Genomic DNA, 20,721 nt, shown 5'->3' on the forward strand with positions numbered 1-20,721 from the left:
TAGTTTGAGTCGCGTAAACTCTCTTATTAACAAGTTTTGAGTTAGCTTGCTTTTCAAGGATCTGCGCAAGGCAGCATGCTTTAGTTGCAAAGATTCACCCATTTTAATTTGTTTGTGTTGAGTTTATCAAACAGTACTAATGTGAGCAGTATTTTTAGTATCTTATGTTAAGAACGAATTGTTATATTTTTTTAGAAAGTACACGATCTAAAGCTTCATCCAGCCTGATTAAACGTTCTACAGCTTTGTTATAACTATCTGTAGTGTCAATTGTTTTTTGTTCGTTTTGTGATGCGAACTGTAACGCACACATCGCTAGAACATCTTGCTTATCTCTTACAGCATAGTTTTCCTCAAATTGATGTATCATTAAATCTATCTTCTTCGATGCCGATCGCAGTCCTTCCTCTTGCGAATAAGCCACCGTTAGTGGATATACTCTATCAGCTATAGATAGTTTTATTTTTAATTGTTCATCTTTTTGACTCATATTTCTCCTATTTTGTGAGATGAGCTATACACTGATCTATCTCTTTAATCAATGAATTTATCTTGAGTTTCGTATCTCTTCTATTCTCTTCACTGCCCAATAGTGAATTTGCTAATTGTATCGATTCGTATTTCTTGTAAATAGAGTCTAATTGCTCTTCATTTTTCTGAATCTCTTTTTGAGCTTGCTCCAAACTAGTTTTTAACTGTTTGTTCTCTGCTTCCAAAACACTTAGCCTTTGCATAAGTTTAGCAAACTTTACCTCTAAAGAATTAATAATATCAGTTAGCTCGCTCATTATACTTGTTATTCACTATCCTTTCAACAAAGTTACAATTAGTATTTAAATTTAAAAAAGTTTTCTGTAAAAAAAAAGGTTATTTATCTTTTTCTTTAAACAGCTTTTAGCTATGTGTTTCATTTTTAGCGATAATACTATTTTTTCTAGGGTTATTATGTATTTTAGCAGAAATGTTTTAAAAATTATGAAAGTAAGAATACTACCGAGTCTTTTTTTAAGTGTATTAGGAACTTTTGCATATGCGCAGAATACCGAACCCTTTGATAGTCCTTTAAATATAAGCATACATGCCTCAGGTAATTTTGGCGAGTTAAGAGGTACTCATTTCCATACAGGTCTTGATATAAAGACACAGCAGAGAATTGGTTTACCAGTTTATGCTCCAGCAGATGGTTATGTATCTCGTATCAAAGTATCGACTTGGGGATACGGTAAGGCTCTGTATATTGATCATCCTAATGGACAGACTACTGTGTATGGGCATTTAGATTCTTATGCTGGTGATATTGCTACTCTTGTTTTGAATAGACATTATTCAGAGAAGAACTTTGAGATAGAGATTTTTCCTCGTAAGAATGAAGTATTAGTTAAAAAAGGGCAAATCATTGCATATACTGGGAATACAGGAGGATCAGGTGGTCCTCACCTTCACTATGAGATCCGTGACACGAAGACACAGAATATCATTAATCCTTTAAGAGAAGGAATGGATAAATTGTTAACAGATACTCAAGCACCTACCGTTAATGGGCTTTATGTATACCCTGTTGGCGATGGAGCTATGGCTAATGATAGTGAGACTCCTCAGCAGTTATCTTATGTCACACAGACTGATGGTAGTTTTTTAACTTCTTCTGTGAAGGCAAGAGGAGATATTAGTTTTGGAATAGATATTCACGATACCGCTAATTTTAATACAAATAAGAATGGTGTGTATATGGTAGAGACTTTTGTGAATGGAAAGGCTTTATTTTCTTATAAATTTGATACTTTTTCTTTTTCTGAGACGGGTTATGTTAATGCTTTAATTGACTATGAACGCTATGTTTCTACAAAGAAAAAAGTACAAAAACTATTTTATGAGAAATCTTATAACTTATCAGTTTTAAAAGTAGATCCTACTAAAGGAATTGTCACTGTTAAGAATGGGCAGAACTATAACTATAGTATTGTGTTGTCAGATTATCACGGGAATAAGAAAACGATCAATATTCCTGTAGAATATACAGATGCTACTGCTAAAGTGAAGAAGTCAGAAGCAAAAGGAGAATACAAGATAGTTACAGATAGAGATTATATTTTTGAGAAGAAGAACGTAACAGTGAGTTTTCCTATTAAGACATTTTACAATGACTTTTTGATGGATATGTCTGTAGAAGATGATGTGTTAAAATTACACAAACCTGTTGTTCCTCTAGCTAAGAATATCCTTGTGTCATTTGACACGTCTTCTATGAATATCTCTAATCGTGATAAAGCATTTATTGCAAGAGTAGATGGAGGTAGAAGAGATTATTTTAAAACGACTAAGAAAGGTAATTTGTGGTCGATTTATACCAAGAGCTTTGGAGACTATAAGATCTTAGTGGATGAAAAAGCACCTGTTATAGAGAAACCAAGTTTCACAGAAGGACAGTGGTTAACTAAAGAATCACAGATCTCTTTCTTGATTAAAGATGATCTATCAGGTATTAATACCATTACAGGTTTTATCAATGGCAATTGGATATTATTGGATTATGACTACAAGACACGTAAGATTGTTCATAAGTTTAGTGATGGCAAAGTAGTGACAGGTAGAAATGATGTAGTTATAAAAGTAAAGGACAATGTAGGAAACGAAGGAGTCTTTGAATCACACTTCTTTAGAGGATAACAGATCTCGTATTATTGTCTATAAAGCTTTGTTGAAAAAATGCTGAGCTAGTGTTGCGTATAGAAACACTAATTATGTATCTTTGAAGTATTAAATTTTCTATTATGAAAGTAAGAATAACCCTGTTTTTAAGCGCATTAGTTTTAGTAACGGCTTGTAAACAAGAAGGCGAAAAACCAAAAGTTATTTATAAAGAAGACGGTACCTCTGCTGCTACGACTGAAGTAGTAAAAGAAAGAGACCGTTCAGAAGATATTCGCATTGCTGATCTTCCTATTCTGATGGGCAAATCAGATCACCTGATTCATCCTATAGGAGAGATTAGAGTATATAGCTATTCTTCTAAAAGTGGTATGAGTAAAGTAAACCAAACTTCTTATACCGTATCTAACTATGCGCCTTTTGAACTAACAGGGTATCTAGAGAACCTTATGTTCCAACATAAAGATTCTTTACAGATCAGACCATTAACAGATAAGAAAGTGCAGATACAGAATGTATCTTACCTTAATACAATAGCAGAGAAGACAAAGAAGAATATATTAGTATATAGCTTATTCGATGCAGATACGAATAGAGATGGTAAGGTAGACTCTAATGATATCAAGACCTTGTATATTAGTAGGGGAGATGGTACACACTTTAAAAAGTTAAGTGCTGATCTGCATGAACTGTTAGATTGGACAGTTATTGATAGTCAGAATAGATTGTACTTTAGAACAATAGAAGATATCAATAAGAATGGTGCTTTTGACAAAGATGATAATGTAAACTACTACTATATTGACTTGTTGAGTAAAGATTGGGAAGTCATCAGTTATGACCCACTTCATATCAATGCAGAAATAGAAGTAGATAAATAAAAACAAAACTCGTGAATTACTTCACGAGTTTTCTTATGCCTTTTCAGCTCTGATTTTTAAAGCGATATTCATAGCTTCAAAACCTTGTAGAGTTTCGGTTTGTAGTTTCTTTTTGAATAGGGGAACTAATATTCCACTGAAATCCTCTCTATGTATAAATAAACAATGTTGCTCATCTAGCTGTTGTATTTCGAATTGATGATGTCCATCGAATATCCCTTTTATTCCTAATTTTCCTTTCCAACTAAGGAGTTGTTCTTTTTTATTTGTTAGAATTATAGGCTTAAACTTCATCGTAGGCAGGCTAATTTTGATTTGTCTTCCTACTATTGGCTTACCTGTGATGGATAGTATAAAAGGATTCCATTCAGGATATTCAGAGAAGTTCATTAATACTTGCCATATTGCTTCCTTCGTAGCTTTAATTGTGATACTCGTTTCTATTGTCATAAGATTGTAAATTAGATAGACAAAGGTTGTATATCTCTATTTATCACCTCTTGACATTTATCAAGAAAAGTAATCAAGTAAGGGAGCTAGGCTTTCTGTAGAATAAAGTCATCCTGAGTAGTGGCTCCTAGATTAAAGTGAAAGACCTCATTATAATCCACAGGTACTTTAAAGGTGTTGTTGATTGGAGTTTGTAATAGGTAGTTCCACATACACCTTATTGGTCCTGCATGAGTGACTAGTAATACTTTTTTGTGATCTGTTGTTCTCAATTCATCTAAGAAAGAAGACACTCTATCTTGTACCATAGATAAGTTCTCTCCGTAAGGAGGACAAGTTTGTGCGAGGTTGTCCATCCAGTTTTGTAATTCATCTTTTGGTATTTCGTCCCACTTCTTCATCTCCCATTCTCCGAAGTTCATCTCTAAGAGTCTGTCATCCGTAGAGTACCACTGAGAGAAGTGATCCGCTATAAAAGTACACCTCTTTAGAGGACTAGAGATGACCGTGTCGATGTCATTTGGGATTTTATCTCTGAAGGTAGTTATTTCATCAGGATAGTCATTGAGTAGATTGACATCAGTCTGTCCATAACAGTGGCCAGGGGGAACGTCTACTTTCGTATGACGGATTACAAAAATTTCCATAGTGTTAGTGTTGTTAAGTAAAATAAGACTTCACATATCTGCTGTATTGTGCCGAGACAGTCACCAGTGTATCCGCCTATGTGTTTTTTAAAGTACATCGTCAGGTACATTTTACCAATGTAGCTAACAAAAAAAGCTATAATCAATAACCAGTTGTCAAATAGGATGTAAGGGACGATCGCTAGAATCAGAGAAAACAGTAAGGATGAATAAGACAGCTTTTGATTAGCCATCGGTTTAGATTTACTGTCATCTGTATCTCTTACATATCGATGAGTATAGATAGCTGTAGCAGCGTGAAATCTACTCGTGATATGCCCATTTAGCATCACTACAAGCAAAAAGGAAGTAGATAACTCGGTAATATTATGCAAGGCAAGAAACTTCAACAGAAGTAATAAGACAATACCGATGACACCATACGCTCCTATACGGCTATCTTTCATAATCGTCATAATCTTCTCCTTGCCATATCCACCGCCAAAAGAATCACAGACATCTGTAAATCCATCTTCATGAAATGCCCCAGTCAGTAATACTGTACTCACCATAGAGAGTACGATAGCTATATCTGCAGAGAATAAATAGGAGGTAGCCCAATAGACGAGTATTGCCATACCACCTACTAGATAACCTATCAGAGGAAAATATTTCTGAGACTTATTCATGATCTCATGGCTATAAGGTACTTTAAAAGGAATAGGTATTCTCGTAAAGAACATGACAGCTGTCAGAAAGTAAGTGAGTTCTTTTCGGATCATTTGTTAGAAACATTTGCAGATTCGAAACTAGCCATTTCGTTTAAGAATGCGACAGCACTCTGTATAAGAGGATATGCTAGTGCACACCCAGTACCTTCTCCTAAGCGTAAGTTCATATCTAGAATTGCCTGTTCATTAAAAGAGCGAATCAATAAGTGATGACCTATCTCATCAGATTTATGGCAGAAGATTGCGTTATCAGTTATTTTTGGCTCTAAGTTAGCCGCGCATAAGAATGCACTCGATGCGATAAAGCCGTCTACTAATATGATCATATTATGTCTGTAAGCTTCTAGCATAGCAGCACACATCTGAGCGATCTCGTATCCTCCATATTGTTCTAGAGCATCTTTCGCATTCGCAGGTTTTGGATGAGTATTGATGATATTGGTAAGGATTTCTTTTTTTCTTTTTAACCCTTCATCATCTAGACCAGTTCCTCTCCCTACACATTTATCTATAGGTAGGTCTAATAGAGAACTCATCAGTAAAGAAGCAGAAGAAGTATTCCCTATTCCCATTTCTCCGAATCCTATAATATTAGTTCCTGTTGCAGCGATATCTCTCACTATTTGCTCTCCAGAACTGAAGCAGAACGCTAGTTCATCTTTAGTTATAGCAGGACCGGAGATCATATTATGTGTACCGTGACCAGCTTTAGCTTGGATTAAGTCAGGATGAGGGGCAAAGTCTTTACTCACACCAGCATCTACTACTTTTAGATTGATGTTATGTTGCTTACAGAATACATTGATTGCAGCACCGTGATTTAGAAAGTTAAGCACCATCTGATAAGTGACTTCAGTAGGATAAGCACTCACACCTTCTTTTGCTAACCCATGATCAGCCGCGAAGACGATGATGGTAGGAGCTACTAGATTAGGTGTTAGGGTCTGTTGTACCTTTCCTATTTTATAAGCTATCTTTTCTAATAGTCCTAATGCTTGTAGAGGTTTTGTCTTTAAGTCTATCTTCGTTTGTAGTTGTTGTTCAAAATTCATTTTTATAGTGTTTTGGTTCACACAAATATAGCAGAATTAGTATAGTTACCACAACGAAGAAGAAGGTTGGTTTAAATAACTTGATTATCGAGGTTTTGTTGTTTTTTTTCTTATTCTACTCAGTGTTTCGGGTGTCATACCTAGCATAGATGCGATATACTGATGAGGCACTTCATTAAATAAGAAACCGAGTTGCTCCATGAAGTGTAGGTAGCGCTGCTCTGCTGTTAAAGAGATGAATTGAAATATTCTATTTTCCATCTGTGTGAAGCAATGACCGATGAAGTATCTTTCTTTTTCTGCCCAATTAGGGATTTGTTTTGCTAACGTCTTGTATTCTGTAGAGGTAATCTGTAATGCTGTGACAGGCGTAAGAGCCTCTATTGTCCACTTAATAGGAGCGTCAAATAACCAATTAGACAGATCAGTCATAAAGTAGCCCGCTCCACTGATCCACTGTGTGACCTCTTTATCATCTACTATAGCATAGATACGGATATACCCTTCTGTGATATAGTATAGAGGAGCACTCTTCTGAAGTGGAGTGATAATAGTCTCACCTCTATTGAATTGTATAGAAGAGAATAGTCCTTCTGCTATAGAAGTTTCTTCTGTAGAGAGTTGTAAGGATTGTTGTAATTGAATAGCTAATGACATAGATATAAACATACAAAAAAAAACGCCTTATAGGCGTTTTTTGATTATTCTTGAACTTCAGTAGTTGTATTCTGAGTAGTCGTCACTTGTGCTTCTGATTCTTTTCTCTCTTTGATATACTCATTAAGTTGCTTTCCGTATTTACGAGAAGTTACTTCAGGAGATAGAGAGTTATAGATCGTATCTAATAACTTAGTATGAGCATTGTATAAATCTGTCAATGCGATATAAGGACTCGCATCAGAGTCTTTATGATTAATAGCAAAGTTTACAGCATTAAGATACTTTCTGATTGTAAGTTTCTTAGATAGATTATTAAGGCTATCTTTTTTAGCTGTGTTTTGTTCTTTTTCAGCATTAAAGATGTCTACTAATAAACCATTCTGTTTATCGATGATTAAAGAACGTGTTTTTAAGTATTCATCATACACCTCTTGAGACTTTGATCCTGTAACTTTAGCATCGTTATAGAAGTTCTTAAGAGTCGTGTTGATCGTCATCTGTCCTGGCTCTGCGAAGAACATAATTTGATTATCCTGAGAGTTAGAATGACCACGGTCTAAGGTTAAATAGAATACTTCAGGAGAGTCAATATTTAAGTCAAACTTAAAGTTAGCATCTCCTTTTACATTTAATGAATCTATTGCTTTAAATACAGTATCTTGAATCTGAAATAGGTATAACTTACCTTGTTTAAATCCATCTACTTTACCTGTAACAGTAAGGTTGCCTTTAGTTTCCTCTTTATTACAAGACACGAATAACGCTCCAGTAGCAAGTAAAAGAGCACAAACAATTTTTTTCATAATATTATTTAAATAGATCTAGTCCAGGGATATTCGGCATTCCATCTTTAGCTGCCGCAGCTAATTCTGCTTCATTGATAGCAGACGCTTTTTCGATAGCACGGTTAAGTACCATGACTAAGTAGTCTTCTAGTTGTTCTTTGTCCTCCATTAGTTCATCACTGATAGATAAAGAACGAATAGTTCTATTAGCAGTCATCGTCACTTGTAGTAACCCATCATTACTCTGATCATCTACTAATACGGTGTCTAATCTCTTCTTTGTTTCTTCTATCTTAGCTTGGGTCTCTTGTAGTTTACCCATCATGCCCATTAAGTCTCCAAACATGTTTAATACATTTTAGTTAGTGGCGCAAAAATATTAAAATCTTTTTAAGATAAATGATTTTGTTATAGAATAGTTAATAACAACTGATGGATATTCTATATTATAATAGTGTATGAGGGTATCTATCACTATCAAAATGCAGTAGTCAAACGGATATAAAAAAAGTGACCTAGTTATTTGGGGGTAACTAGGTCACTTAAGAAAAAGAAAGTTTTGTTGTTTTTGTTGTGATACGTAATTTACATATATCGTGCCAAAAAATATAAATACATGAAAATTTATGTTTTTTATTGAGATAATAAGTTGCTTATTTTTCTTTAAGTAGTTAATATGTCTTTTAAATAAAGGGATTAGAGAAGGTAAAGTATTTTATCAACACAGGTGGTGTAGGTATGATCTTTGTGTAGAAAAGTACAATAAACTTAATCTAGGTCAAGTCTAGTAGAAGAGAATTAGTTCTAATTTTGTAATAAAGTAGAATTAACCATGTAAACGTATAGGATATGAAAGAAGAATTTGTAAATTTAGAAGTAAATAAAAATGCTGATACTAACCGTTTTGAATTAACAGTAGATGGTCATACTGCATTTATAGATTATGCTGAAGAAGGTAATATTATTAAACTTATTCATACAGAGAGCCCAGAAGAGCTAGCAGGTAGAGGAGTGGCTACTGCTCTAATCGAGAAGAGTCTGATGTATATAGAAGAGCATAACTATGAGCTGTACCCATTATGTCCGTTAGTGTATGCTTATATTAAGCGTCATCCAGAATGGAAGAGAATAGTATCTGGAGCGTTTCCTGCATACGATAAACTATAACAATAAATAAGCTATGAGAATATTAGGATTTGCAGCAAGTACATCGAGTACTTCTATTAATAAAAAGTTAGTTGAGTATACCGTGCCTTTGTTTCCAGCAGGAGAAGTGGAAGTGATAGATCTGAATGATTATATAGTACCTCCATTTTCTGTAGATCAAGAGAAACAAGGTTTTCCAGAAGGAGCGAAGTTATTCTTAGAAAAGATAAAGCAGTCTGATGCTATCATCTGTTCTATGTCTGAACACAATCGCAACTGGACAGCATGCTTTAAAAACTTGTTTGATTGGTGTTCTAGAATAGAGTTAAAGCTATTCCAAGAGCGACCGATGTTCTTAATGTCTACTTCACCAGGAGGATATGGAGGTCAGAATTCATTAAACCTTGCTAAGACAGTGTTCCCTCAGTTTGGAGGACAAGTAAAGGACAGCTTTGCATTGCCTAAGTATTATGAAAATTTTGATGAGGTGAATGGTATTGTAAATAGTGAGCTCGCAGCAGAACTAAAAGAGAAAATCGAAAAGTATAGAAGTGAATTAAACGAAGTAGCTTTATAAAGTAAGGCAATATACTTAGTAAATAATATAAAAGGTCAAAGAGATAATCTTTGACCTTTTTTTTGTTTTTTAAATTCTTTTTGGGGCCATTTATATACCTAAAAGTCTTTTTAGAAGGGATTTTTTTTGTTTTTCAGCCTATTTTAATCGGTTTTGAACTGTTTAATTGAAAAAAGATATCTATTTTTTTTTAGCCTATTAACTGCTTTTTTTAATTTAAGTTGTTGATTATTAGAGTTTTGTTTGTTTTATGTGTGTTGTACCTCATTATGCACTATCCCTTCTTATCGTAGTATTTACGGGACTTGGAGCGAATTCCTTCGACAATTCATGGACAATACCTCGAGATTAGTGGAGGGGAGGACTTGTTTGTCGAAGAATGCTCCTTTTATATATCAACTATTCTCCTAGGATGTGCTGTAAACAAAAGAATAGGATGAGAAGAGAATATTAGGTCATATAATAGAGGACGGTAGAAGAGATAAAGTGAAGTTTTAGCAGTGTAAGCATAGTAGTAAAGTTGCCTGAAAATCCTTTGTTAATCTAGGTTAAGTGGTTTTGGGAGAGGATGTGATAATTTTATACTTGTAATCAGAAAGGGAGTTAGACTATCATTTATTGAATTTATAAAAGGCCTTATAAATACAGTCTGTATTCTTTTTTTGTTACAGTGTATAGTATTTCATTTTCTTCTAGGGAACACTGTTTTATCTCCAATAAAAGAGATACTATAAGACAGAGAGATTAGAAGAGAATGTATCATGATTAAATAGTTAAAAAATAAAGTTATGGCAAGTTTACCAATTAGAGACAAAAAACAAGATCACTTATTAACAGGTGAGAACGCAGCATTAATCGTTATTGATTATCAACCAGTACAAGTAAATTCTATCGCTTCTATGGATAGACAGTTACTATTAAACAATATTAGAGGAACTGTAAATGCAGCTAAACTGTATGATATGCCTATCATTCTATCTACAGTGAATGTGAAAACAGGATTAAATAAAGAGACTGTTCCTCAACTGAGAAAACATTTAGAAGGCGTGCCTTCTTATGATAGAACGACGATTAACTCATGGGAAGATAAGGAGTTCGTAGAGGCTGTAAAAGCTGCAGGTAGAAAAAAATTAATCATGACAGCACTGTGGACAGAAGCATGTCTTACATTCCCAGTGATGGATGCGTTACAAGAGGGATATGAGGTATATATCGTGGTAGATGCTGTAGGAGGTACTTCTAAAGAGGCACATGATGCTGCGATTATGAGAATGGTACAGGCAGGTGCTAAACCAATTAGCGTAGTACAGTTATTCTGTGAATTACAACGTGACTGGAATCGTACAGAAACTGCAGAAGGATTCATGAAGTTATTTACAGAACTAGGAGGTACAGCAGGTATTCAGTTTGGATACGATCTAGCGGAGTAATCCTTAGCTGTACATAGAGGTTAGAATACGCGTGTTTATTTACTTTTTTATTAGCGTTATAAGTCAATAACGCACGAGTTCTAATCGCTTTCAAAAAACGAGGTTTATACACACTGTAAGGTGTGGAGTTATTTAGTTATTCAGTTATTTTTGAAAAGGTCAGAGACGTATGTTTCTGACCTTTTCTCTTTTATAGGTGATTGATTGACAGTAAATAGCAAAGTTATTTTAGTGTTAATAGCTTAAAAGCTCTGTGGCGTTATCAATATATTTAGAACATAAAACATCTAATTAACGATATAATGAAGAAATTTTTTGCACTGTTTACACTATTGATTTGTACTGTTTCTTTTGCTCAGCAAAGAGAGTTGAAAGAGGTAAGTTCTGAAAGTCTAATACATGTATGGGGATTAGTCAAGTATAAACATCCTAATGTAAGTAGAGGTGGTTATGATATGGATCAAGAATTCTTAAAAGCATATACTACTATAGAAACGATAAAGAACGAAGAGGCTTTAAATACCTTCTTAAAGCAATGGATAAAACAGTTTGACTCTTCTAAACATCCTCTAAAAAAGGATGGTATTAAAGTAAGTGAAGATAAATTATTTACAGTTAATGCTAGGTTTGAATGGATAGACAGTGACCTCTATGATAAGGAATTAAAGTCTATTTTGACAGACTTAAAAGACAATACTAATTATGGTAAGTATTATCTAACTAATCGTAAAATATCTTCTATCGTAAAATTTGATCACGAAAAGGCGTTGCCTAATTTTAGCAATGGGAATGAAAGCCACCGTATGCTGTTTTTATCTTCTTTTTGGAATAGTATCCGTTATGGGAATGTGAATATATATCTAGCTGATACACCATGGGATGAGGTGTTGACTGAGTTTGTTCCGAGGTTTAATACGACTGAAGGAATAGAATTTGAGTATCTGAAAGATGAGCTTTTCGTAAAGTTAAATGATTCACATAGTGACTATCAAGCAAGCTATTATCTGAATACTAAAGTTAAACGTTTTAGTACCTATGGGACAAAAAATATAAATGACTCCTTAGTGATAACGACTATTTATGACCCTATCGAGGCTAAAGAGAGTAATATAGAGCTAGGAGATGTGATTTTTAGAGTCGAAGGAAAGTCTGTAAAGGACTATAGAGAAAGTACAATAGGAAAATATGTAAGTGTATCTAATCCCAATTATTTAAAAAGATTTGAGAGTTTTTATTTTCCTGCTTTAGGAGATCAAGAATCAATGACAGTAAGTATAAAAAAGAAAAGTGGAGAGATTATAGAAAGAACGGTTCCTCTATTAAAGGGAGAAGAGTTTAAGAATTTTAAAACAATAAAGTCACTTTTTAAAGAACAGAAAGCTCCTGAGTTAGGTGATGATATAGGATATCTTCATCTAGGTAGAGCGACAAAGAAAAGACTGAAGAGTTTCTTTAAGGCTAATAGTAGTAAGCAGAGCATTATCTTAGATCTACGTAATTATCCTGAGAATATAAGCCCAGAGCTTATTACATCTTACCTATTACCTCATAGAACTACTTTTTTTAAAGCATTAGGTTGGTATGGGCCAGCGTTAGGAGAATGGGATAGTAAGGTGGGCATTGCTAAGATTATAGATCCTTTCAAGGCGGGCAATGAGAATAAGGATTATTATAAAGGAACTGTAGTCCTACTTGTGGATCATACTACGCTGAGTGCTGCTGAATATATGGGAATGGGGATTCAGCAGGCACCAAGATGTATCACTGTAGGTAAGCAGACTGGAGGCGCTGTGACTAATCGTGTACGGGTACTTTTAAAAGATGATACTACAATAGACTTCTCAGGTTATGGCGCTTTCTACCCAAATGATAAAGAGTATAATGTTCACCGAAATGGTTTAAAGATAGATCATATAGTACCTGAGTCTGCAAGTAACTATAATACGTATGGGATGATACAGTACGCAGTGGACTTAATTAATAAAAAGAGTTTAGGTAAGTAAGACAAACTGCTAAAGAGTGTTTTTTTAGATTAATTAAAAATATTCTTTACAAGAGGTTAGTTAAGTTGTTATATTTGCTTTTTGATATTTAAATAAATAAAAACATGATAAAACTTCGAGGTATTATAGTAATAATGGTTTTATTTTTACAGGTTTTTGCATTTGGGCAGAAGAAAGTGAAAGATTTTACCAAAGAGAATTACTTAGCTGATTTTGATTTTATAGTTACGGCAATAAAAGAACAGCATCCTAATCCATTTCGATTTATAACAGAAAAAGAATTTGATAAGAAGGTAAAGGAACTACGTCATACTTTAGAGAAGAAGCCGATTTTAGAGAATTTTGTCTTATGTAACCCTGTTACATTAATACGTGATGCTCATTCAAGTATTGAGATGGATGATATTATTTATGAGGATTATATCAAGGTAAGTAATTTCTTTCCTGTCGCTACTAGTGTATATGACAATAGAGTGTTCGTTAATCAGTACACTTTAGATATCCCGATAGGAGCTGAGATTATCAAAGTAAATAATATCAGTACGGCAGAGCTATTAAATAAGATACCAAATAAGGTAGACGGAGGAGTAGAAGCTAGTTCTAATAAGAATTTCTCTAATTATGCTTCTTTAATATTTCCAGAAGCTAAGGAGTTCATTATCGAGTATAAAGAGACTGTAGAGGCAGCCCCTAAGACGATAACGCTGAAAGCAGTGAACTTTAATGACTATGAATATCATGCTCAGAAGAGTGTTCTACCACTGAGTACTGTTGCCTTCTCTAAAGGAATCTATGGATATCCATTAGATGATGATACTTATATTTTGAAAATTACTACATTCAGTGTATCAGAGACATATGCTTATTATATCTTGAACAACGTATTTCAAGACATCAAAGACAAGAATATTAAAAAGCTAGTAGTTGATATCCGTGATAATGGAGGAGGTTTATTGTCTAATATTCCTTTGTTTTATTCTTTTATTAGTCCAGAGAAGAGCTTTAAGAATATTTATAAATATGCGACTAGAGTTCCTAAAGTGAATATGAAAGAGAATTTATTAGATGGAAATGGGAAGTTGGCAAATACAGCTGATATTATTAGCCAAGATAACTTTATGAGTCAGCGATTTGATTATAATGAAGAAGATCAGTTTTATTATGGAAACAGTCGTCTAGATGATTCTTATGTAGAGAATTACCCACAGGATAAAAATGCGTTTACAGGTAAAGTAGTTTTATTGTCAAATAATAATACTGTATCAGCAGCAGCTTATTTTGCACATTTGTTCCAATTGAATAAGCGTGGTGATATCGTAGGTCAGGAGACTAGAAGCTGTAGTGATTTCACAACAGCAGCTTGGTTTTTAAGTTATAAATTACCGAATACAGAATCTATATTATCACTGCCTAGGAGTGAGGTGTTCTTTAATGCGATAGCGAATAAAGATCGCACTTGTAGAGGAGTATTGCCTAATCATACTATTAAAGCAGATGATTTTCAAAAGGGATTACAGCAAGCACAAGATGCTGAGATGAATTTAGCATTAGAGCTCTTGAAGAAATAGAGATTAATACAATGATATAGAAAAGCCAAAGATGAGAGTCTTTGGCTTTTTTGTTTCTACTCAGTTGAGTCAATAAGTGGACGAGTAGGTCATTAGTATTCATTTAAATCATGCTAACATTTATTTAAATATTAAAACCTTACTTTTGTGTTTTAACATTTGAAAATGAATAAAGATATACAAGCGCCAATAGCTACAGTGAAACCTCACGAGCTAACAGCACACAATCATACACGTATCGATAACTATTTCTGGTTAAACGATAGAGAAGATCAAGAAGTGATCGATTACCTAAATGCTGAGAATGCATACTACGAAGGACAGACTGCACATACTAAGGCTTTTCAAGCAGACTTGTTTGAAGAGATGAAGAGCAGAATAAAAGAAGACGATAGTTCTGTACCTTATTTCTACAATGGATATTATTATATCACTCGATTTGAGAAAGGAAAAGATTACCCTATATTTTCTCGTAAACAAGGAAGCTTAGAGGCTGATGAAGAGATCATGTTTGACTGTAATGTGATGGCAGAAGGGCACTCTTATTTTCATTTAAGAGGAATTAATGTATCAGAAGATAACCAATGGGTAGCTTTTGGGGTAGATACTGTATCTCGTAGAGAATACACACTGCAAGTAAAGAACTTAGTGACAGGAGAAATATCTCCTATCTCGATAGAGAAAACAACAGGTAGTTCTACTTGGGCTGCTGATAATAAGACTCTGTTTTACTCTCGTAAAGATGAGGTAACACTGCGTGCAGATAAAATCTATAAACACAAATTAGGAACTGCTATCACAGAGGATGTGATGGTGTACTTCGAAGAGGATGATACTTTTGATACTCATATTTTTAAAGAGAAATCGCGCAAGTATCTAGTGATAGGAAGTGAGAGTACGCTGACAAGTGAGTACAGAATCTTAGAGTCTCATAATCCTGATGGAGAGTTTAGGGTATTCCAAGAGAGAGTGCGCGAGGTAGAGTATAATATCTCACACTATGATGGACATTTCTATATCATGACAAATCTAGATGAGGCAGATAACTTTAAGTTGATGCGTTGTCCTGAGGACAAGACTGCTGTGGAGCATTGGGTAGAGCTTATACCTCACAGAGAAGAGGTACTGTTAGAAGGAGTGGACATCTTTAAAGATTATTTAGTGATCTCAGAGCGATCTAACGGATTAGTTCATTTGAAGATTCAACCTTGGGATGATAGCCAAGAGGCATATTATCTACCATTTGACAGTGAAACATATAATGCGTATACAGGTACGAATTTAGACTTCGATACAGAGATACTACGCTATGGATACCAATCTATGAATACGCCTTCTTCTGTAATCGACTTTAATATGCGTACGCGTGAGAAAGAAGTGAAGAAGGAACAAGAAGTATTAGGGACTTTCGACAAGAATAATTATGTAGAAGAACGAATCTGGGCAACTGCAAAAGACGGGGTGAAAATACCGATGTCTATCGTGTATAAAAAGGGGATGAAGAAAGATGGTACTAATCCATTCTTACAATATGCGTATGGATCATACGGATATTCGATGGAGCCTTATTTCTCTACTACTCGTCTAAGCTTATTAGATAGAGGATTTATCTATGCGATAGCGCATATTCGCGGAGGTGAAGATATGGGACGTCAATGGTATGAAGAAGGTAAGCTATTAGAGAAGTGGAATACATTTGACGATTTTATCGCTTGTTCAGAGCACGTGATTGCTGAAGGATATACTTCTCCAGAACATTTATATGCTGAAGGTGGTTCTGCTGGAGGTTTATTAATGGGAGTAGTGGTGAATAAACGCCCTGATTTATACAATGGAGTTATTGCTCAAGTACCTTTCGTAGATGTGATGACGACTATGCTGGATGATACAATACCATTGACAACAGGAGAGTATGATGAATGGGGAAATCCGAATGAGAAAGAGTATTATGACTATATGCTGTCTTATTCTCCAATAGATAATGTAGTCGCTCAAGATTATCCGAATATGTATGTATCAACAGGGTTACATGATTCTCAAGTGCAATACTGGGAGCCAGCGAAGTGGGTAGCGAAGTTACGCGTGATGAAAACGAATGATAAGCAACTGTATTTAGACACGAATATGGAGGCAGGACATGGAGGAGCTTCAGGACGTTTTGAGGCTTTAAAAGAGGTCGCAAAAGAGTTTGCTTTCATGTTCGATTTAGAAGGGATAAAAGAGTAGTCTCTTTGTTTTTTTAGTAAATTTGTTAGATAACAGTGGTAGATGAGATAAAGAACATCTATCCATAGTAAATAAGATATTATGAAAGAAGAAATTCAAGCGTATGATAATGTATTGGCTCTTGTAGGGAAAACGCCAATTGTAAAATTGAGTAAAGCAACAAAAGAGTTAAAAGGGAATTTCTATGGTAAAGTAGAAGCTTTCAGTGCTGGACAATCTGCAAAAGATAGAATAGCAATGCACATTATCGAGGCAGCTGAGAAAAAAGGAATATTAAAGCCAGGTAGTACTATCGTAGAGACTACATCAGGGAATACAGGATTTAGTATTGCGATGGTGAGTGCTATTAAGGGATATAAATGTATCTTATCTGTGAGTGATAAGTCTTCTCCTGATAAGATAGATATGCTACGTGCGATGGGAGCTACAGTATATGTATGTCCTGCTAATGTAGCGGCTGATGACCCTCGTTCATACTATGAGGTAGCTAAGACGGTGCAGAAAGAAACGCCAAACTCTATTTATATCAATCAATATTTTAATGAGTTAAATACAGAGGCTCATTATCTATCTACAGGACCTGAGATATGGGAGCAAACAGGAGGTAAGATTACACACTTCGTATGTTGTTCTGGTACGGGAGGTACTATCTCTGGTACAGCTCGTTTCTTAAAAGAGATGAATCCAAATATTCAAATCTTAGGTGTAGATGCTTATGGTTCTGTATTAAAGAAATATCACGAGACAGGAGAGCTAGATCCTAATGAGATCGCTCCTTATAAGATAGAAGGATTAGGAAAGAACTTAATTCCAACTGCTACGGACTTCTCTGTTATCGATAAGTTTATGAAAGTAACAGATAAAGATGCTGCACAAACAGCACGTGAGTTGGCACGTACAGAGGGATTATTCTTAGGATATACTTCAGGTGCTGTACTACAAGCTACAAGACAATATGCTGCAGAAGGAGCATTTGACGAGAATAGTGTAGTAGTTATGTTATTCCCAGACCACGGTTCACGTTATATGAGTAAGATCTATAGCGATGCATGGATGGAGCAACAAGGCTTCTTAGATGGAGAACCTAAAAATGAGATTACTTATATTAAGTAATTTGATCTACTAAAATATAGAAAAACACCTCTCTTCGGATGAGGTGTTTTTTTATTTTTGGTAGTTATGGAATTGTTTTTATATCCTTGATAGTATCATATGATACTATCACAAAGTTCAATGTCTATTTATTTTCTGTATCTTAGAGATGTAAATATTCTTTAAATCAGTTTATTATGAGAAAGTCTGTATTTTTCGTTTTGTTAGTTCTTATTGGGGTGAGTTGTAGATCTAAGCAAGTATTAGAAAACAAGGTAACTACTGTGAATGAGATAGGAACTTTTGAGTATGGATATACACCTGAGAATCCTATAAAAGTAGGAGGGATTAAGGATAATAGAGGACCACAGAATCAAATAGAGTATTTAAAGGATTTGACTGATTTAGAAGGAAATAATTTATCTTTCTACAGAGTAGGTAGTTGTTGTCATTTTGACACTCCTAATGGACTGTTTAACGGTAGAGGAGTACTCGATATATATGCAGTTTATATAAAGGGAAAACAAGATACTGTTCGTCTTTATTTAAACCTATATGATGAGGATAAGTTATATGCACCACGAGGATTTAAATTTAAATTGTAATTTTTTTATGAATGTTAATTTTTTGGTCTAATACTTGTATTAGTATCTTCAAAAGATTAAAAAAATGAATAAAGTAATCAGTTTTAGTGACTTTACAGAGGATGTAACTACTTATGTAGACTATGTAATGGACAGTGGTAATGAGTTAATCGTAAATGAAAACGAACATAATGGAATCGTAATTATTCCTATCGAAGAATATAATTCATTAAAAGGTATTGACTGTGAGTTATCATCAAATTAAAGAGATTAGGTAAACAGCTTGTAATAAGAAACGTTTTAGACAAAAAAACACCTCATTAGAGGTGTTTTTTTATAGGTGATAGTATCATATGATACTATCAATGTCTATAATCTAGAATAGAAAAGGACAATAGATGAGGTAGTCCCTTATTTTTTGTCTTTAGGTAGATTAAATATAATAGCAATTATAAAGAATCCTATTCCTGTAATGGTTGGAGGTAACATATCATTGTTTAATCCTAAAAAAATAAGATAACCTCCTAGAATAGCAAGTAATACAGATAGTGATATTTTTAGCATAATAATAGTGTTTTTTAAAATTGTAGTGGTTTAAACTCAAATATAAAGAATTAACTCTGATAATAGGCTACTGGAATATATCAATCTAATTGTTTTCTAATAAGTTACTGTTGAAAAGCTTAGAATTGATTAACAATCTTTTGCTTTCAGCATTGACATTGATAAGTAAGATTTGTTTGTTTTGTTCTTGATATTTATCGATTAGCTTTTTCAAAGCTTCTATAGCAGACATATCTACTATTCTAGATTCTTTAAAATCTAAGTATACCACAGGAGTGTCTGTAAGAGGAGTAAATTTCTCAATAAAAGAAGTGGTACTCCCAAAGAATAATGGACCATAAATAGCGTAGACTTTATTGCCGTGAGGGTCAAAAGATTTTCTAGCTCGTATACGTATGGCATTGTCCCAAGCAAATACTAAAGCAGAAACGATTACACCGATTAGTACAGCTAAGGCTAAGTTATGTGTGATTACAATAATAATAGTAACTAGAAATAAAACAAAGATATCGGCTTTAGGCATTCTGGTCACTAACTGAAAGGATACCCACTTAAATGTAGTAATCGCGACAATCATCATCACTCCTACTAATGCAGCTATAGGTATCTGTTCAATGATAGGAGCGCCAACTAATATAATGGCTAAGATGGTAAGCGAGCCAATAATAGCAGCTAGTCTACTTCTAGCTCCTGCATCTAAGTTAACTAAAGTCTGTGCTATCATGGCACAACCTCCCATACCTCCAAAGAATCCATTTGTGATATTAGCTATACCTTGGGCAATAGATTCTTTATTACTATTTCCTTTTGTATTGGTGATTTCGTCTACGATACTTAAGGTTAGTAAAGATTCTACTAAACCTACTCCTGCCATAACCAGAGAAAAGGGCAAGATGATCTGTAAAGTCTCTAGTGTAAAAGGGAGTGAAGGAATATGAAAGCTAGGTAAGCTACCACTGATATGAGCGATGTCCATAACTTTTCGAGTGTCTACTTGGAAGAAAAACACAACTGCTGTAGTTACAATTATAGCAACAAGAGTAGCAGGTACTTTTTTAGTGATTTTAGGAAAGATAGTTACAACTAGTATGGTTAATAGGGTTAATCCTATCATTATGTATAGAGCCATTCCGCTAAGCCATGTATTAACTCCCTCTATATCAATTTTGAATTGGGCTATTTGTGCAAAGAATATTACAATAGCTAATCCATTCAAGAACCCATACATGACAGGCTGAGGTATGAATCGTACAAACCTTCCTAACTTAAGCACTCCTACTAATACTTGTATAATACCAGCTAATACTACTGCTGCGAATAAGTACTCTATTCCATACATAGCAATAAGTGATATCATGACAATGATAGTAGCACCAGCTCCTCCTGAGACCATACCTGGTCTTCCTCCAAAAACAGCTGTTATAATCCCCATAAGAAAGGCAGCGTATAATCCTGTTAATGGATGTAAGCCAGCTAGTATGGCAAAAGACAGTGATTCTGGTATCATGGTCATAGCTACGGTTAGACCGGCTAGTATTTCACTTTGAATTCTGATGTTTTGATTTTGGAAACCAAATAAGCGTTGTAACATTTAATAGATGTTTAGAAGGTGTAAAAGTAAGGTATAAATGATAAAGTTATATTTATTGAAACAATAGAAATTATGCTTTAAAGTCAATGGAAGTGTGATATGCTTA

At 34.4% G+C, this 20,721-nt stretch carries 22 protein-coding genes and 1 other RNA gene; 11 read left to right on the top strand and 12 right to left on the bottom strand.

Going from position 1 to position 20,721, the window contains the following annotated elements:
- Positions 1-15: 15 nt before the first annotated feature.
- The 3 genes from ssrS to MPR_RS04290 form a co-directional block, all read right to left on the bottom strand.
- Positions 16-123: non-coding RNA, 6S RNA (ssrS, locus tag MPR_RS18255), on the bottom strand.
- A 58-nt stretch (positions 124-181) separates the two neighbouring features.
- Complete coding sequence (locus tag MPR_RS04285; RefSeq protein ID WP_006257033.1) at positions 182-490, bottom strand: cell division protein ZapA; 309 nt, start codon at positions 488-490, stop codon at positions 182-184.
- Between the two features lie 7 nt (positions 491-497).
- Positions 498-788: a hypothetical protein gene (locus tag MPR_RS04290; protein WP_041889528.1), complete on the bottom strand. Its 291-nt coding sequence runs from the start codon at positions 786-788 to the stop codon at positions 498-500.
- Positions 789-900: 112 nt separating this feature from the next.
- Between MPR_RS04290 and MPR_RS04295 the strand changes: the two genes are divergently transcribed.
- Entirely contained in the window at positions 901-2,667 is a 1,767-nt protein-coding gene (locus MPR_RS04295) for a M23 family metallopeptidase (RefSeq protein ID WP_041889529.1), read from the top strand.
- Positions 2,668-2,771: 104 nt separating this feature from the next.
- Positions 2,772-3,530 carry a hypothetical protein gene (locus MPR_RS04300; protein ID WP_006266460.1) on the top strand — a complete coding sequence of 253 codons (759 nt, stop codon included), beginning with the start codon at positions 2,772-2,774 and terminating at the stop codon, positions 3,528-3,530.
- Positions 3,531-3,563: 33 nt separating this feature from the next.
- On the opposite strand, the gene MPR_RS04305 is transcribed toward MPR_RS04300, so the two are convergent.
- The 7 genes from MPR_RS04305 to MPR_RS04335 form a co-directional block, all read right to left on the bottom strand.
- Positions 3,564-3,980, bottom strand: a complete 417-nt coding sequence (locus MPR_RS04305) for an SRPBCC domain-containing protein (protein ID WP_041889531.1) — start codon at positions 3,978-3,980, stop codon at positions 3,564-3,566.
- A gap of 86 nt (positions 3,981-4,066) precedes the next feature.
- Positions 4,067-4,627 carry a histidine phosphatase family protein gene (locus MPR_RS04310; RefSeq protein ID WP_041889534.1) on the bottom strand — a complete coding sequence of 187 codons (561 nt, stop codon included), beginning with the start codon at positions 4,625-4,627 and terminating at the stop codon, positions 4,067-4,069.
- Positions 4,612-5,388, bottom strand: coding sequence for an adenosylcobinamide-GDP ribazoletransferase (locus MPR_RS04315; RefSeq protein WP_041889537.1), 777 nt, complete (start codon positions 5,386-5,388; stop codon positions 4,612-4,614). The genes MPR_RS04310 and MPR_RS04315 overlap by 16 nt, the downstream gene beginning before the upstream one ends.
- A complete protein-coding gene (cobT, locus tag MPR_RS04320) occupies positions 5,385-6,389 on the bottom strand; it encodes a nicotinate-nucleotide--dimethylbenzimidazole phosphoribosyltransferase (RefSeq protein ID WP_041889540.1) in 1,005 nt (334 codons plus the stop codon). Before cobT ends, MPR_RS04315 begins: the two co-directional genes overlap by 4 nt.
- A gap of 84 nt (positions 6,390-6,473) precedes the next feature.
- Complete coding sequence (locus MPR_RS04325; protein ID WP_041889543.1) at positions 6,474-7,046, bottom strand: Crp/Fnr family transcriptional regulator; 573 nt, start codon at positions 7,044-7,046, stop codon at positions 6,474-6,476.
- Positions 7,047-7,090: 44 nt separating this feature from the next.
- Positions 7,091-7,852: a DUF4369 domain-containing protein gene (locus tag MPR_RS04330; RefSeq protein WP_041889546.1), complete on the bottom strand. Its 762-nt coding sequence runs from the start codon at positions 7,850-7,852 to the stop codon at positions 7,091-7,093.
- A gap of 4 nt (positions 7,853-7,856) precedes the next feature.
- On the bottom strand, positions 7,857-8,180 hold the full coding sequence (locus MPR_RS04335) for a YbaB/EbfC family nucleoid-associated protein (RefSeq protein ID WP_006257023.1): 324 nt from the start codon (positions 8,178-8,180) through the stop codon (positions 7,857-7,859).
- A 503-nt stretch (positions 8,181-8,683) separates the two neighbouring features.
- Here MPR_RS04335 and MPR_RS04340 point away from each other — a divergent pair.
- From MPR_RS04340 to MPR_RS04380, 9 genes are all read left to right on the top strand, one after another.
- Positions 8,684-9,001, top strand: coding sequence for a GNAT family N-acetyltransferase (locus MPR_RS04340; RefSeq protein ID WP_041889549.1), 318 nt, complete (start codon positions 8,684-8,686; stop codon positions 8,999-9,001).
- 13 nt (positions 9,002-9,014) lie between these two features.
- On the top strand, positions 9,015-9,557 hold the full coding sequence (locus tag MPR_RS04345) for an NADPH-dependent FMN reductase (RefSeq protein ID WP_041889552.1): 543 nt from the start codon (positions 9,015-9,017) through the stop codon (positions 9,555-9,557).
- A 788-nt stretch (positions 9,558-10,345) separates the two neighbouring features.
- Complete coding sequence (locus MPR_RS04350; RefSeq protein ID WP_041889555.1) at positions 10,346-10,987, top strand: hydrolase; 642 nt, start codon at positions 10,346-10,348, stop codon at positions 10,985-10,987.
- 302 nt (positions 10,988-11,289) lie between these two features.
- A complete protein-coding gene (locus MPR_RS04355; RefSeq protein ID WP_041889558.1) occupies positions 11,290-12,990 on the top strand; it encodes a S41 family peptidase in 1,701 nt (566 codons plus the stop codon).
- A 104-nt stretch (positions 12,991-13,094) separates the two neighbouring features.
- Positions 13,095-14,558, top strand: coding sequence for a S41 family peptidase (locus MPR_RS04360; RefSeq protein WP_041889561.1), 1,464 nt, complete (start codon positions 13,095-13,097; stop codon positions 14,556-14,558).
- Positions 14,559-14,723: 165 nt separating this feature from the next.
- Positions 14,724-16,784 carry a S9 family peptidase gene (locus MPR_RS04365; RefSeq protein ID WP_041889564.1) on the top strand — a complete coding sequence of 687 codons (2,061 nt, stop codon included), beginning with the start codon at positions 14,724-14,726 and terminating at the stop codon, positions 16,782-16,784.
- Between the two features lie 81 nt (positions 16,785-16,865).
- Positions 16,866-17,897 (top strand): cysteate synthase, encoded by a 1,032-nt coding sequence (gene capA / locus MPR_RS04370; protein WP_006257016.1) that lies wholly within the window; start codon positions 16,866-16,868, stop codon positions 17,895-17,897.
- A 176-nt stretch (positions 17,898-18,073) separates the two neighbouring features.
- Positions 18,074-18,481: a hypothetical protein gene (locus tag MPR_RS04375; protein ID WP_041889567.1), complete on the top strand. Its 408-nt coding sequence runs from the start codon at positions 18,074-18,076 to the stop codon at positions 18,479-18,481.
- Between the two features lie 64 nt (positions 18,482-18,545).
- Positions 18,546-18,725 (top strand): type II toxin-antitoxin system Phd/YefM family antitoxin, encoded by a 180-nt coding sequence (locus MPR_RS04380; RefSeq protein WP_041889570.1) that lies wholly within the window; start codon positions 18,546-18,548, stop codon positions 18,723-18,725.
- Positions 18,726-18,871: 146 nt separating this feature from the next.
- On the opposite strand, the gene MPR_RS18725 is transcribed toward MPR_RS04380, so the two are convergent.
- Positions 18,872-19,024 carry a hypothetical protein gene (locus MPR_RS18725; RefSeq protein ID WP_006257013.1) on the bottom strand — a complete coding sequence of 51 codons (153 nt, stop codon included), beginning with the start codon at positions 19,022-19,024 and terminating at the stop codon, positions 18,872-18,874.
- A gap of 85 nt (positions 19,025-19,109) precedes the next feature.
- Entirely contained in the window at positions 19,110-20,615 is a 1,506-nt protein-coding gene (locus tag MPR_RS04385; protein ID WP_041889573.1) for a SulP family inorganic anion transporter, read from the bottom strand.
- Positions 20,616-20,721 lie beyond the last annotated feature (106 nt).

This window comes from Myroides profundi (genome assembly GCF_000833025.1).
GTDB classification, from domain to species: Bacteria; Bacteroidota; Bacteroidia; order Flavobacteriales; family Flavobacteriaceae; genus Flavobacterium; species Flavobacterium profundi_A.

Bases quoted from the DNA above. Each gene is read 5' to 3' on its own strand.
- MPR_RS04285 (WP_006257033.1), bottom strand. From the start codon at position 490: ATGAGTCAAAAAGATGAACAATTAAAAATAAAACTATCTATAGCTGAT.
- MPR_RS04290 (WP_041889528.1), bottom strand. From the start codon at position 788: ATGAGCGAGCTAACTGATATTATTAATTCTTTAGAGGTAAAGTTTGCT.
- MPR_RS04295 (WP_041889529.1), top strand. From the start codon at position 901: ATGTGTTTCATTTTTAGCGATAATACTATTTTTTCTAGGGTTATTATG.
- MPR_RS04300 (WP_006266460.1), top strand. From the start codon at position 2,772: ATGAAAGTAAGAATAACCCTGTTTTTAAGCGCATTAGTTTTAGTAACG.
- MPR_RS04305 (WP_041889531.1), bottom strand. From the start codon at position 3,980: ATGACAATAGAAACGAGTATCACAATTAAAGCTACGAAGGAAGCAATA.
- MPR_RS04310 (WP_041889534.1), bottom strand. From the start codon at position 4,627: ATGGAAATTTTTGTAATCCGTCATACGAAAGTAGACGTTCCCCCTGGC.
- MPR_RS04315 (WP_041889537.1), bottom strand. From the start codon at position 5,388: ATGATCCGAAAAGAACTCACTTACTTTCTGACAGCTGTCATGTTCTTT.
- cobT (WP_041889540.1), bottom strand. From the start codon at position 6,389: ATGAATTTTGAACAACAACTACAAACGAAGATAGACTTAAAGACAAAA.
- MPR_RS04325 (WP_041889543.1), bottom strand. From the start codon at position 7,046: ATGTCATTAGCTATTCAATTACAACAATCCTTACAACTCTCTACAGAA.
- MPR_RS04330 (WP_041889546.1), bottom strand. From the start codon at position 7,852: ATGAAAAAAATTGTTTGTGCTCTTTTACTTGCTACTGGAGCGTTATTC.
- MPR_RS04335 (WP_006257023.1), bottom strand. From the start codon at position 8,180: ATGTTTGGAGACTTAATGGGCATGATGGGTAAACTACAAGAGACCCAA.
- MPR_RS04340 (WP_041889549.1), top strand. From the start codon at position 8,684: ATGAAAGAAGAATTTGTAAATTTAGAAGTAAATAAAAATGCTGATACT.
- MPR_RS04345 (WP_041889552.1), top strand. From the start codon at position 9,015: ATGAGAATATTAGGATTTGCAGCAAGTACATCGAGTACTTCTATTAAT.
- MPR_RS04350 (WP_041889555.1), top strand. From the start codon at position 10,346: ATGGCAAGTTTACCAATTAGAGACAAAAAACAAGATCACTTATTAACA.
- MPR_RS04355 (WP_041889558.1), top strand. From the start codon at position 11,290: ATGAAGAAATTTTTTGCACTGTTTACACTATTGATTTGTACTGTTTCT.
- MPR_RS04360 (WP_041889561.1), top strand. From the start codon at position 13,095: ATGATAAAACTTCGAGGTATTATAGTAATAATGGTTTTATTTTTACAG.
- MPR_RS04365 (WP_041889564.1), top strand. From the start codon at position 14,724: ATGAATAAAGATATACAAGCGCCAATAGCTACAGTGAAACCTCACGAG.
- capA (WP_006257016.1), top strand. From the start codon at position 16,866: ATGAAAGAAGAAATTCAAGCGTATGATAATGTATTGGCTCTTGTAGGG.
- MPR_RS04375 (WP_041889567.1), top strand. From the start codon at position 18,074: ATGAGAAAGTCTGTATTTTTCGTTTTGTTAGTTCTTATTGGGGTGAGT.
- MPR_RS04380 (WP_041889570.1), top strand. From the start codon at position 18,546: ATGAATAAAGTAATCAGTTTTAGTGACTTTACAGAGGATGTAACTACT.
- MPR_RS18725 (WP_006257013.1), bottom strand. From the start codon at position 19,024: ATGCTAAAAATATCACTATCTGTATTACTTGCTATTCTAGGAGGTTAT.
- MPR_RS04385 (WP_041889573.1), bottom strand. From the start codon at position 20,615: ATGTTACAACGCTTATTTGGTTTCCAAAATCAAAACATCAGAATTCAA.